At 62.6% G+C, this 13,437-nt stretch carries 11 protein-coding genes; 5 read left to right on the plus strand and 6 right to left on the minus strand.

Going from position 1 to position 13,437, the window contains the following annotated elements; genetic code table 11:
* Positions 1-8: 8 nt before the first annotated feature.
* Both RBB32_RS16560 and RBB32_RS16565 read right to left on the minus strand, forming a co-directional pair.
* Complete coding sequence (locus RBB32_RS16560) at positions 9-1,433, minus strand: cache domain-containing protein (RefSeq protein ID WP_306154323.1); 1,425 nt, start codon at positions 1,431-1,433, stop codon at positions 9-11.
* A 49-nt stretch (positions 1,434-1,482) separates the two neighbouring features.
* A complete protein-coding gene (locus RBB32_RS16565) occupies positions 1,483-2,745 on the minus strand; it encodes a SulP family inorganic anion transporter (protein ID WP_306154324.1) in 1,263 nt (420 codons plus the stop codon).
* 222 nt (positions 2,746-2,967) lie between these two features.
* On the opposite strand from RBB32_RS16565, the gene RBB32_RS16570 reads away from it, so the two are divergent.
* From RBB32_RS16570 to RBB32_RS16580, 3 genes are all read left to right on the plus strand, one after another.
* Positions 2,968-4,053, plus strand: coding sequence for a TRAP transporter substrate-binding protein (locus RBB32_RS16570; protein ID WP_306154325.1), 1,086 nt, complete (start codon positions 2,968-2,970; stop codon positions 4,051-4,053).
* 161 nt (positions 4,054-4,214) lie between these two features.
* Positions 4,215-5,105, plus strand: a complete 891-nt coding sequence (locus RBB32_RS16575) for a TRAP transporter small permease subunit (RefSeq protein ID WP_306154326.1) — start codon at positions 4,215-4,217, stop codon at positions 5,103-5,105.
* Between the two features lie 14 nt (positions 5,106-5,119).
* The gene (locus tag RBB32_RS16580; protein WP_306154327.1) at positions 5,120-7,471 is read left to right on the plus strand and encodes a TRAP transporter large permease subunit; all 2,352 of its coding nucleotides are present in this window, start codon (positions 5,120-5,122) and stop codon (positions 7,469-7,471) included.
* 219 nt (positions 7,472-7,690) lie between these two features.
* Here RBB32_RS16580 and RBB32_RS16585 read toward each other — a convergent pair whose 3' ends face one another.
* From RBB32_RS16585 to RBB32_RS16600, 4 genes are all read right to left on the minus strand, one after another.
* Positions 7,691-8,518 (minus strand): arginyltransferase, encoded by an 828-nt coding sequence (locus tag RBB32_RS16585; RefSeq protein ID WP_306154328.1) that lies wholly within the window; start codon positions 8,516-8,518, stop codon positions 7,691-7,693.
* Positions 8,519-8,564: 46 nt separating this feature from the next.
* A complete protein-coding gene (locus RBB32_RS16590; protein WP_306154329.1) occupies positions 8,565-9,014 on the minus strand; it encodes an RDD family protein in 450 nt (149 codons plus the stop codon).
* Between the two features lie 59 nt (positions 9,015-9,073).
* Positions 9,074-9,499 carry a DUF2852 domain-containing protein gene (locus RBB32_RS16595; RefSeq protein ID WP_306154330.1) on the minus strand — a complete coding sequence of 142 codons (426 nt, stop codon included), beginning with the start codon at positions 9,497-9,499 and terminating at the stop codon, positions 9,074-9,076.
* Between the two features lie 204 nt (positions 9,500-9,703).
* Positions 9,704-10,171 (minus strand): YbaK/EbsC family protein, encoded by a 468-nt coding sequence (locus RBB32_RS16600; protein ID WP_306154331.1) that lies wholly within the window; start codon positions 10,169-10,171, stop codon positions 9,704-9,706.
* 87 nt (positions 10,172-10,258) lie between these two features.
* Here RBB32_RS16600 and RBB32_RS16605 point away from each other — a divergent pair, with 87 nt between their 5' ends.
* Complete coding sequence (locus RBB32_RS16605) at positions 10,259-13,051, plus strand: glutamine-synthetase adenylyltransferase (RefSeq protein ID WP_306154332.1); 2,793 nt, start codon at positions 10,259-10,261, stop codon at positions 13,049-13,051.
* A gap of 1 nt (position 13,052) precedes the next feature.
* Complete coding sequence (locus tag RBB32_RS16610) at positions 13,053-13,322, plus strand: hypothetical protein (RefSeq protein ID WP_306154333.1); 270 nt, start codon at positions 13,053-13,055, stop codon at positions 13,320-13,322.
* Positions 13,323-13,437: the final 115 nt, after the last annotated feature.

Genomic DNA, 13,437 nt, shown 5'->3' on the forward strand with positions numbered 1-13,437 from the left:
GGGGATGCTCATGCGCTTGCCTTGGTTTCGGGGGCGGTGGGGTCTTGCGGGGTCAGCATATGGGTCAGCGGCACCGAGGCCTCGATGACGGTGCCGGACTTGCTGGACAGGATACGCAGCGTGCCGTCCAGTTGTTCGATGCGTTCTTGCATGTTGCGCAGGCCCAGGCCCGCGCCGGGGGTGCCCGAGGGTGCGTGATCGATCCCGCAACCGTCATCCGCGATGCGCAGGGTCGCCCCCTTCTTGTGGCCGCGCACGCCGATGACCACGGTGCTGGCGCGGGCGTGGCGTTCGATGTTGGTCAGCGCCTCTTGCGCGACCCGGTACATGGCGATCTTGGCCTCGTCGTCCAGGCGGTTGCGGAAGACCACGGTTTCGAATTCCACGGCAATGCCGGTGCGATCCCCGAAATCTTGGGCCAGCGCCTTGATGGCGGGGCCAACACCCAGATCGTCCAGCGCCCCGGGCCGCAAGTCGCGGCTGATGCGGCGCACCTCCTGGATGGCGCCTGACAGGTGTTCGATCCCGCGGTCAAGGTTATCCCCGGCGCGGGCATCGCCCATGGCCAGCCGCCGCTTGGCCGCGTCCAGCGCATAGCGCACCCCGACAAGGATCTGGCTGATCCCGTCGTGCAACTCGCGCGCCACGCGGCCGCGTTCCTCTTCCTGCGCATCGAAGACCCGCTGGGTCAGTTTCTTCAGCTTGGCATCGGCCAGGCGGCGCTCGCGGATGTTGATGAACAGGCCCGAGGTAAAGACCAGCAACAGCGCGGTCAGCGTGATCGCCCCGATATAAAGGAAGGTGCGCTGGATGCGGGTTTCCACCTGCTCGCGCGAGGCGGCGACGGTGGCCTTCACGTCATCGACGAAAACGCCGGTGCCCACGACCCATCGCCAATCCTGAAGGCCGATCACGTAAGAGATCATGCGCGCCACCTCGCCGGTCGAGGGCTTGGGCCAGTCATAGCTGTGATAGCCCGCGCCGGTCCGGGCAAGGCGGATCAGCTCGTCGGTGATGGGGATGCCCTGCGGGTCGGTCATGCCGGACCAGTTCGCCCCGATCAGGTCGGTCTGGCGCGGGCTGACAAGGTTGTTGCCGTCGTAGTCATAGACGAAGAAATAGCCGTCCTGCCCGTAAAGCAGCGCCGAAAGGGTCTGGGTGACCAGTTCCTTGGCGGCTTCGTCGTCGGGGGCGGCCCGGCCATAGGTATTGATGACCGCGCCACGGGCGATGGACAGGTAATTGCGCAGTTCCGCCCGCTTGGCGGCGATCAATTGCGCCTCAAGCTGCTGAATCTCGCGTTCGGCCAGTTGCCGCGACTGCAATGTCACCAGAACCGAGATGACCACCGCTGCCAGCACGAAGGGCAGGGTGGCGATCAGGAAGATCTTTTGCCCGTAGTTCAGGCGGATCATGTCGCGCAGGCGTTGCATGGCGCGATTCGATACGCCGAATCGGCTGTAATATCCAGTGTTTCAATGGCTACCGGTCCGGTGGTTCCCACTTGGCAGGCGGCACATCCCGACGCGCAAGGCGCAGGGCCAGCCCAAGGGCGACCCCCACGCCGATGGCCACGGTCAGGTCCGTCAGCACGGTAAGGACCAGGGTCAGAAGCAAAAGCGCCCGGTCGGCCCGGGGCAGCGCAAGATAGGAGCGCCACTTGTGCGGCTCGGCCATGTTCCAGGCGGTCAGTATCAAAAGACCGGCCAGCGCGGGCATGGCGAAATATCCCGCCAAGGGGGCGGCCAGCAGCATGACCAGAAGGATGGTCAGCGCATGGACGATCCCGGCCACGGGGGTCTTGCCTCCGGCGCGCACATTGGTCGCGGTGCGGGCGATGGCCCCGGTCGCGGGCAGGCCGCCGAAAACCGCACTGCCGATATTGGCCGCGCCCCCGGCGATCACCTCGGCGTTGGGCCGGTAGTTGCCGCCGATCATCCGGTCGGCCACCGAGGCGGACAACAGCGATTCCACCCCGGCCAGGAAGGCGATGATACAGGCCGAGGGCAGAAGTGCGATCATCTGCGACACGGAAAGCTCGGGCAGGGCGGGCATGGGCAGGGTCGCGGGCAGGGCGCCATAGCGCGCGCCCAGCGTATCCACCGGCAAAGCCGCCAGCGCGACAAGCGCCGAAGCCGCGCCCACCGCCACGATAAGCCCGGGAAACCGTGGTGCCGCGCGGCGCAATGCGACGATCAGGGCCATGCAGCCCAGCCCCACCAGCAAGGCCATGCCGTTCAACGTGTCGCGCGCCCCCCAAAGCACATGCAGCTTTTCCAGAAATTCCCCAGGCACATCGCCGGGGGTCAGGCCCAGCAGGTCCTTGACCTGGCTGGTGGCGATGATGATGGCGATGCCGATGGTGAAGCCGTGGATCACCGGCTCGGGGATATGCCGCACAAGGCTGCCCGCCCGCAGGTATCCCGCGACCATCAGGATCGCCCCGGCCATGAGCGTGGCAAGCACAAGGCCGCCGTGCCCATGGTCTGCGATGATACCGTAGACCACTACGATAAACGCCCCGGTCGGCCCGCCGATCTGTACCCGGCTTCCGCCGAGGGCCGAAATCAGGATGCCGCCGACAATCGCCGTGGTCAGGCCCGTCGAGGGGTCAGCCCCCGAGGCGATGGCGATGGCGATACTCAGCGGCAGCGCAACCATGGCCACGGTCACGCCCGCAAGCACATCGGCGCGCAGAAGCGCGGGGGTATAATCGCGCAGGGTGGTCAGCAGCTTGGGGGTCATGACGATGTTGAACACCCTTGGCAGGGCGGATGCAAGTGTCGAAACGCCCAAAAGGTATGCGCCATGCCCGGGGCGAAATCATCCGCTGCAAAAACCCGAATCTACGCAATACTAGGTATTCCATTGCAAAAAACCGCGCGTTAAGTTTGCAGAACTTGCAACGATCCGCATGCGGGCCGGGAGGGCCTTCGTGCAACCAAATAATCTGGGAGGATATATTTTATGGATCGCCGTTCATTCCTGAAAAATACTGCTCTGGGTGGCTCGGCCGCTGCCGCGACATCGCTGGCCGCCCCCGCCTATGCGCAAGGCAAGCGCACCCTGACCATGGTGACCACATGGGGCCGCGGCCTTGCCGGTGTGCATGACGCCGCACAATACTGTGCCGATGCCATCACCGCGATGTCCGACGGCAACCTGACCGTTGACCTGAAAGCCGGCGGCGAGCTTGTCGGTGCCTTCGAAGTGTTCGACGCGGTTTCCGCCGGTCAGGCCGACCTGTACCACGGTGTGGATTACTACTTCCTCGGTCAGCACCCGGCGCTGTCGTTCTTCAGCCAGGTGCCCTTCGGCATGACCTTCCAGGAATTCAACAACTGGTTCTATCACGAAGGCGGTCGCGAACTGGCCGATGATCTGTATTCGATCTTTGGCCTCAAGAGTTTCCCGGCAGGCAACACCGGCCCGCAATCGGGTGGCTGGTTCAGCCGCGAAATCAACAGCCCCGACGATTTCCAGGGCCTCAAGTTCCGTATGCCGGGGCAGGGTGGCCAGGTGCTTGGCAAACTGGGCGCCAGCGTTCAGAACCTTCCGGGATCGGAAGTCTACCAGGCGCTTGCCAGCGGTGCCATCGACGGGACCGAATGGATCGGCCCCTGGGCGGACGAAAAGGCCGGTTTCCAGGAAATCACCAAGATCTATTACACCGCCGGTTTCCATGAGCCGGGTCCGAACCTGAACCTGACCGCGAACCTCGACGTTTACGAAAGCCTGTCGCCCTCGCAACAGGCCATCGTCAGCAATGCCGCGCAATCGGCCAACATCTGGTCGATGTCGCAGTTCATGGCCAACAACTCGTCGGCGCTGCAACGTCTGCAATCCAGCGGCGTGAAGCTGATGGAATTCCCCGACAGCGTCTGGGATGCCTTCGGGGCCGCCGCCGCCGAAGTCGTGCAGGAGCCGATGGGCGACGACCTCTACAAGGCCTGCTACGAAAGCTACAACGCCTCGCTGAAAAGCTCGGCGGCATGGGGCAGCCGGTCTGAAGGGGCCTTCACCGCCCAGCGTAACCGCGTCGTCGGTATCTGATAGTCTTGCTTACCTTGCGGCCGCGTCTTTCGATCATTCAAGGGACGCGGCCCCTGGTGCTGAGCATGGGAAGACTGGACGGTTCCGGTGGCCATCGGGACCGTCCATTCCTTTAGGGAAGCCGCAGGAACGGCCCCGCTGGCAAAAAGAATGGAAAAACGATGCTCGACACAATCCTTTGGGTGTTCCAGAACATCGGCCTTGCCTTTTACAATCTGGGATATGCGCTGACCCATCCAAGCCTCTGGCTGGATTGGTCCGACAAGGAAGCGATCATGCGCTTCGTCTACTATGGCGGATCGGTTGAATTCTTCTTTGTGGTCTTTACCGCCTTTCTGGTCATCACCGGAATCGGGATGTGGAAAACCGGGTTCATGTGGGGTGTCGTGCGCCTGTTGGAAGGGTTTGCCAACACGGTTGGGCGCTTCTTTGCATGGGCTGGCCTGATCATGGTGATCCAGCAGATCCTGATCATCTTCATCCAAAGGATTTTTGCCCGGCCCGACATGGTGTTCGGCTTCGGTATCCCGCTGGAGATGGACATCAGCTGGTATTCCGAGGAGTTGAAACTTTACAACGCCATGGTCGTCGCCCTGTGTTGCACCTATACCTTCGTGCAGGGCAGTCACGTGCGGGTTGACCTTGTCTATTCCGCCATCAGCCACCGCGCCAAGCGGGTGATCGACATGACAGGCTCGCTTATCTTCATGATGCCGATGGCGGTACTGACGTGGATGTACGGATGGTATTTCCTCTGGCGGCACCTGATCGTGCCGAAACCTTCGGCCTCGGACACGCTGGACCGGTTGCTGATGAAGTCCCGCGCCCTGCGCTGGAACGTGGAAACCATCGGCTTTTCGCCCAATGGATTCAATGGCTACTTCCTGTTCAAGGTGCTTCTGGTGGCCTTTGCCGGGATGGTGTTCCTGCATGCCGTCGCCTTCTTCTACCGCTCCTACCTTGAGTGGCGCGAAGGCGAGGCCAGCGCGGACAAATACCTCGACAAGGACAGCCTTGGCGAGGGCGAAGAAGCCTATGAAGGCACACACTAAAAGGGGCAGGACACATGCTATTCGGACTTGACGGCGTCGAGATCGGCCTGATCATCGTATTCCTCTGCCTCTTCGGGGGCATTCTTTCCGGCTTTCCGGTGGCCTTTGCCATCGGCGGGGCGGGGGTTATTTCCTTCACCATCGTCGCGGCCCTCGACAGTGCGGGCCTGCTCATCCACCAGGCGATCGATACCTCCTCGGATGCCTTCCGCGGTCTGGTCGCCTCGGGGCTGAAGCCGGATAGCATATCCGTCTTCACCCACCCCGAGTTGCCAAGGGTCGGCACACCCGTTTTCCCGCGCGGCTGGGAAGTGGCGCTGGACCGCAACGTCAGCTTCATCGTCAACCGCATCAACGAACGCGTCCTTGCGGGCCAGTCGATTGAAACCCTTCTGGCGGTGCTGATGTTCGTGATGATGGGCATCACGCTGGAACGCTCGAAAATCGCCAACGACCTGTTGACCACCATGGCCAAGGTCTTTGGCCCGCTGCCCGGTGGTCTGGCGGTGTCGGTGGTTGTTGTCGGGGCCTTCCTTGCCGCCTCGACCGGGATCGTGGGGGCCACCGTGGTAACCATGGGCCTGCTCAGCCTGCCCACCATGCTGCGCAACAACTACAGCCCGGAAATCGCCACCGGCGTCATCGCGGCCTCGGGCACCTTGGGGCAGATCATCCCGCCCTCGATCGTGATCGTCCTTCTGGGGACGCTGGCCGGTGACCTTTATTCCGCCGCACAGGAAACCCGCGCACAAGAGGCCGGCTGTACCGATGCGCTGACCTACCTTGGCGAACCCGCGGTGGTTTCCGTGGGCACGCTGTTTCAGGCGGCCCTGCTGCCGGGGATCATGCTGGCGCTGCTTTATGCGCTTTATGCCTTTGGTTATGCCCTGGTTTACCCGTCGCGCGCGCCCGCCGTGGAAACCACAGGCGGCGGCGGTGAGGCCCGTACTCGTGGCGAAACCTTCACATGGTTCATCGGTGTGCCGCTTGGCCTGATCGCGGCCGTGATGCTCATGGGGCAGGTGAATATCGTCGGGTCGCAGACCCTGACCGTGGATACCTTCACGGATGCCGGTCAAACGGCGGCCCTGCGCACCAATGTATCGCAGGAATGCCAGGAAAGCATGATCGAACTGCACGGCCAGTCGGCATGGGATTCCGCCGTGGCCGAACAACAGGCCATCGAGGAGGCCGGCGGCCTGACCGAAAGCGAGCGTCTGAGCCCCGAAGAGATCGCCGAGAGGGTGGCCGAGAAAGAGGCCGCCGCGGCCCCCATCGGCACCGGCGTCGCGGTCCTTTTCCTGATCCTGTCGCTGATCCTTGCCGTGGCGCGGGGTGTCAAACCCTCGGTCACGCCTGCGCCGCTTCTGATCGGCGCGCTTGGCGTGGTCCTGGGCCTGATTGTCGATATCCTGTTTATCGCCCCCTCCAGCAGTGCGGGGGGGACCTTGCTGAAGCTGGCCATCCCCTTGGCGCTTGCGCTTTACGGCGCCACCCATGCGGCGGGCCGGTTGGCGCAGAACGAGCTGATCAAGGTGGTTTTCCCGCCCCTTGTCCTGATCGTCGCGGTGCTGGGCTCGATCCTTGGCGGGATCACCAACCCGACGCCCGCCGCCGCGCTTGGCGCGGGTGGGGCGATCATGCTGGCGGCCTATCGCAAGCTGCAGGACGAGGAACGCTCGGGCAAGATCATCATCTTTGCTACCCTGGCGGTGATCATCGCCATCCTGATCGGCATCAACTTTGACCTGCGGATCAACCAGGAAGAGGTGCCATTCGAATCCTGGATGGCCTTCCTTGCGGCCTATGCGGCCTATCTCTATGCCGCCTTCGGGTTGCTCTTTGCCTGCTGGGTGTTGTTCTCGGGCGGGGTTCTTACCCCGGTGGTGCGGGAAACGGCCAAGGTGACCTCGATGGTCTTTACCATCCTGATTGGGTCGCAGCTTCTGAACCTCGTGGTGATCTCTTTCGGGGGCGAGCATTACATCCAGCAATTCCTGAAAAGCTTCGATAACGAGTTCAAGGTGTTCCTGATCGTCATGCTGGTGCTGTTCGTGCTGGGCTTCGTGCTGGATTTCCTCGAGATCATCTACATCGTGATCCCCATCGTCGGGCCGGTGATCTATGGCGGCACCTTCGACCCCAAGTGGGTGACCATCATGATCGCGGTGAACCTGCAAACCTCCTTCCTGACGCCGCCCTTCGGCTTCGCGCTCTTCTACTTGCGAGGGGTCGCACCGAAGGAGGTGACGACGGGCCATATCTATCGCGGTGTCGCGCCCTTCGTCCTGATCCAGGTGGTGGGCTTGGCGATCCTGTGGTTCTTCCCGCAGATCGTGACCATCGTTCCGGCCCTGATCCCGTAACCGGGCGTCAGTTCCAGGTTCTGGCGCGCGTCCCCGAAAAGGGGGCGCGCGTTTTCGTTTCGGGCCGGTCCCGGGCTTGCCCCGGGACCCCTTGGCCGGTTCGGAGGCCCCGGCGCAGGGCCGGGGCGGGGGCATTCTGTGGAAGTTGTACATTCCACCCGTCGGAAGGCCGGATTTCTGTACAAAACCCGGGGGGCGAATGTACAAACTGTACAGAAGTTACCGGCGGCGCGGGGTGGCGGGGCGTCCGTCTGGCAGGCAGATATTGGCCACCTGTTCGGCAATCGGGTCATTGCTCAGCGGATGACACTTGGATTCGTAATCCGCCGAGTCGCGCATCTTTTCCCAATGCCCGTCCACATAAACCTCAAGCCCCGAGAACCCGGCCTTGTACCCCATCTTGGGGCTGCCCGGGACCCAGTAGCCCAGATAGACATGCGGAATGCCATTTTCCCGAGCGATTTCAATATGATCGAGGATCAGGTAAGTGCCAAGGCTGTGCCGGGGAAGGTCGGGGTCATAGAAGGAATAAACCATGCTGACCCCGTCATCGAGGATGTCGGTCAGGCACACGGCAATCAGTTGCCCATCTTCGTCGCTGTATTCCACCACGCGGGTACGGATCGGGGTTTCCTCGACCATCGCGGCGAATTCGAAGGTATCCATATCCGCCATCCCGCCCTGTGCATGGCGGTGCTCAAGGTAACGGCGGAAAAGGTCGTATTGTTCCTCGGTCGCCCAGGGGGATGAGGCGCGGCGCGTAAGTGATTGATTTCGTTTTATTGTTTTGCGTTGGCTTTTGCTGGGCGTGAAGTCTGCCACGTTGATTCGCGCCGAAAGACAGGCCGCGCAATCCGCACAGGAGGGGCGGTACAGCACGTTTTGCGAACGCCGGAAACCCTGCTTGGACAGGCTGTCGTTCAACCGTTGCGCCCCTTCGCCTTGCAGGGCGGTGAACAGCTTCCGCTCCATCCGGCCCTCAAGGTAGGGGCAGGGTTGTGGCGCGGTTACATAAAACTGCGGTGCTATGGGAAGGGTGTGACGCATTTCACTCGAACGATAACAACGATCCTGTTCCCCGCCAAGACCCTAGTCAGTAGCGGGCTTTGCGGTTGATTGCCACGGTGCCCAGAACATGGTCCGTCAGGCCCTGAGCGCGGTCTGTGGTCATCATCAGGACCACCGATACCACCTGCAAAACCACGAAGGCCATGGAGACCGTGAAGCCCAGTGTGTGCAGGAAAGCCATTGATAAATCAAAGGGTTGGCCATCCATGCGGCGAAACTCGATCGCGGTCAGGCGCATCCCCCATGTGGCCGAGCCACGGGTGATGGTGATGACGCGATAGGCAAAGCCCACGGTCAGGAAAAGGGCCGGGAAAACGAAGATTCCCAGAAACCCCGTCAGCGGCAGGATCAGCAGAGAAAAGCCGATGGTGACAATCGTGTCGACCACCCATGCAATCAGGCGCTTGGCGGGCACGTCGCTGTAGAACTCGGGTTGAGTGACAGGATCGGGGGTATGCCAGGAATACTCGGTCATGATGCCTTCGGGATATAAGGGCAGGGCGCGGCCCGGGGAAGGCCCCGGGCCAGTATTTCTCAGGCCTTTTCGGTGTCGTCCGCGGCCTCGGGGGCCGCTGCGGCGCGGGCGCGGTCCTCCATGAACTGGTCGAACTCGGCCTTGTCGCGGGCATCGCGAAGGCGTTGCAGGAAGGCCTCGAAATTCTCTTGCTCTTCCTCCAGGCGGCGCAGGGTATCGGCCTTGTAGGCGTCAAAGGCGCTGTTGCCTGTGCTGCGCGAGACATGAAGATTGCGCGACATGCGCTTGTTTTTACAGGTCATTTTACCACTCCAGATCATGTAAGCCAGAAGGGCAAGGCCTACGGGCCAGACAAAGACGAAAGCCAGAACCATGGCCGCGATCCAAGCGGCTTTGCCCTTGGAATCAAGCCAATGTTCGGCGCGGGCCAGCCAGCCCATGGGCGCGGTTGGAGTGGCGGGGCCGGAGGAGGCGAACGTGGTCATCTGCGGTGTCCTTTTGCTGTGGGTCGGGTGCATGATGTGAATGTCTTTCACATTCAATAGGTGGGGCGCCCTGGCCGATCTTGCAAGGATATATGTGAATGTTTTTTACATTAATGTTTAAGCTATTGAAAAACAGGGAAAAACATGTGCCTGTGTTTGGCTTGGAACCTGCCCGGTGGCGCTTTGGTGAAACTGGTTTGGCGGTCAGGTGGTGAATTCGCCCTTCAAGGCCCCGGAAATCTGCATAAGCAGGTCGGGCGCGATCCCGAAAACATGCCGCGGCGTGCCCGCCGCCGCCCAGACGGTATCAAATTCCAACAGCCTTGGGTCGAAAAAAGCGCGCGGCGGGGTCAGGTGCCCCACGGGCGAGACCCCGCCGATGGCAAAGCCCGTCTGCGCCCGGATAAGCCCCGCATCCGCCTTGCCCAAGGGTTCCCCCGCCAGTGTCGCGGCCCGGTCGGCGTTCACCTGGTTGCCGCCGGCGGTGACGAACAAGACCGCCTCGCCCGACATATCACCGCGAAATATGATCGACTTGGCAATCTGGTCGATGCCACAGCCCACCAGATCGGCCGCCATTTGCGCCGTCGTGGCCTGACCGATTTCCCGGGGGTCCACCGCACAGCCGGCTTCGACCAAGGCGTTTTTGACGCGTTTCAGGCTTTTACTCATGTCCACAACTCCAGTTCGCGCTTTTGACGCACTATTCCAAGCGCTTGCGGCATTGACCAGCCCCCTGTCACGGGTATCACTTGACGCATGGATTTTTCGTCACGCATCACCCGCTTGCCCCGCACCCATGACCCCGATCAAGGGGCCGAGGCGCGCGCCCTTTTTCCCGACATGGCCGAGGATCTGGCCGATTTGATCGAGGGTGCAGCGGGATCAAGCCCTTACCTCAAGTCCCTTGTCGAAAAGGAAAAAGAGTGGCTTCCGGGGGCGTTTGACGATCCCGAGGCGGGGCTGGATGCTGTTTTTTCCGACCTGCGCGAGATCGGCGCGGATGCCTTGCCTGCCGCGTTACGGCAGGGTAAGCGGCGTGTGGCCCTGATGGCCGGGCTGGCCGATCTGGCCGGGGTTTGGCCGCTGGAAGAGGTTACGGGACGGTTGACCGACTATGCCGATCTGGCGACCGATCTGGCGATGAAGGCCTGTGTCGGGGCCGAGATCAAGCGCGGCAAGCTGCCGGGGGCCACCGAGGACGATATTGCCACGGCGGGCGGCATGGTGGCGCTGGCCATGGGCAAGATGGGGGCGGGGGAGCTGAACTATAGTTCCGACATCGACCTGATTTGCCTTTTTGACGAAACCCGCTTTGACCCCGATGATTATCACGAGGCACGCTCCAGTTTCGTGCGCGCGACACGCAAGATGGCGGCGATGCTGAATGACCGGACCGCCGATGGCTATGTCTTTCGGACAGACCTGCGCCTGCGGCCCGATCCGAGCGTGACGCCGGTGTGCATGGCCATGGCGGCGGCGGAAACCTATTACGAAAGCCTTGGCCGCACTTGGGAGCGGGCGGCCTATATCAAGGCGCGGCCCTGCGCGGGGGATATCGAGGCCGGGTGGGCGTTTCTTGAGACGTTGCGGCCCTTCGTGTGGCGCAAGCATTTGGATTTCGCGGCTATCGAGGACGCCCATAACATGCGCCTGCGTATTCGCGAGCACAAGGGCTTGGGCGGGCCTTTGACCTTGCCGGGCCACAACATGAAACTGGGCCGGGGCGGCATTCGCGAGATCGAGTTTTTCACCCAGACACGGCAGATCATCGCGGGGGGGCGCGATGCGGATCTGCGGGTGCGCGGCACGGTTGAGGGGCTGGAAAGCCTGGCCCGAAAGGGCTGGATCCCGGAAAGCGCCGCCGAGGTGCTGACACGGCATTACCGGTTCCATCGCGAGGTGGAGCACCGCCTGCAAATGCTGCGCGATGCGCAGACCCATGATTTGCCCAACTCGGAGGAGGAGTTCGACCGGCTGGCCGATTTCATGGGCCGTGACAAGGCCGAGTTGAAAGCCGAGATTTTGGAGCGGCTGACCGAGGTGCATGAATTGATCGAAGGGTTCTTTGCGCCGGAGAATGGCGAGGCCGAGGCCGAGGCCGATGCGGAGGTGGAGTTTGACGAAGAGGTTTTGAACCGCTGGCCAAGCTACCCGGCGCTGCGGTCGCAGCGGGCAGTCGAGATTTTCAAACGTCTGCGCCCTGATATTCTGTCGCGCCTGGCGCAAACCGCCCACCCGCATGAGGCCCTTTTGGCCTTTGACGGGTTCTTGGCGGGCCTGCCTGCGGGGGTGCAGGTGTTCTCGCTTTTCGAGGCCAATCCGCAACTGGTGGACCTGCTTTTGGATATTGCGGGCACCTCGCCCAAGCTGGCCGCGCATTTGTCGCGCAATGCGGGGGTGTTGGACGCGGTGATCGCGGGGGATTTCTTTGCCGATTGGCCGGGCCGGGCGGCCTTGCAGGCGGAACTGTCCGAGCGGATGACCGGGGAAGAGGATTACGAACGCCGCTTGGATGCCGCACGGCGGTGGATGAAGGAATGGCACTTCCGGGTGGGGGTGCATCACCTGCGCGGGCTTGTGGATGCCGATACCGCCGGGCAGCAGTATGCCGATCTGGCAGGCGCGGTGATCGGGGCGGTCTGGCCCGTGGTGCAGGCGCAGTTTACCGAGAAACACGGGGCGCCGCCGGGGCGCGGCGCGGTGGTGCTTGGCATGGGGTCACTTGGGGCCGAGCGGCTGAATGCCGGGTCCGATCTGGACCTGATCGTGATCTACGATGCGGCGGGTGTGGAAGGTTCCGAGGGGCGCAGGCCCTTGGCCGCACGCCCCTATTACGCGCGGTTGACGCAGGCGATGATTACCGCGCTGACGGCACCGATGTCAGAGGGGCGTTTGTACGAGGTGGACATGCGCTTGCGGCCCTCGGGCAACCAGGGGCCTGTGGCGACGGGATGGGGCGCGTTCCGCGAGTACCAGCAAAACGAGGCTTGGGTCTGGGAGCATCTGGCGCTGACGCGGGCACGGGTGATTGCCGGGGCGAGTGATCTGGCCCGCGATGTGGAAGAGTTCCGGGCTCAATTGCTGGGCTCCTCCGGGACGCAGGCCAAGGTGCTGTCCGAGGTGGCCAAGATGCGCGAACGGATCGCCGGTGCGAAATCGCCGGATGGGCCGTGGGATACCAAGTTGGGGGCAGGGCGCTTGCAGGAGGTCGAGCTTTTGGCGCAGGCCTGTTCGCTGATATCGGGGGACGTGGCGCGCGATGTATCTTCGGGGCTGGCCGCAGGTGTCGCAATCGGAGTTCTGGATGACGGTGACAGAGAGGCGCTTTTGCGTGCCTATGGGCTTTGCTGGACCTTGGTGCAGGCGTCGAAACTGTTGCGTGACAAGGCGCTTGATCCCGAGGCCATCGGCGAGGGCGGCAAGGCTTTCGTGCTGCGCGAGGCCGGGTATGATACGATCGAGGCCCTGCGGGCCGCGTTGGAGGAGGAAACGGGCAAGGCGGGGGCGGTGATTGACGCGGCCCTGACACGTCGGCCCGGTGAGGTGTGAGATGGACAAAGACCCGTTGGATAAAAAGGGGCTGATCCGCGAGGCCTATAATATCGAGGGCATTGCCAAGCCCGAATGCCGCTCGATCTTTCTGGATTGGGCCTTGTCGCTGCCCGAGGGGCAGGACAGCCGCGTGGGCATTGAAGCAATGCTGGAAAAATACCGCGAGGCGAACCCCGAACATCCGATGACCCAAGTCCTGACTGAAGGGTTGCAGGCCGCCGGGGCACCGCGGAGGCGCGGGGGATGGCGCGGGCGCGACCGGTCATGATGCGACTTGAAAGCAAGGCGTTTGACGTAATCTTTGCCACCGAAGCACCACGCTAAAGTACCGCATTTGTCTAAAATGCGCCCTAGTTCCACGGCATCTTGTCTTCCAAACGCAT

This window comes from Roseovarius sp. MMSF_3281 (assembly GCF_030733685.1).
Taxonomy (GTDB): domain Bacteria; phylum Pseudomonadota; class Alphaproteobacteria; order Rhodobacterales; family Rhodobacteraceae; genus Roseovarius.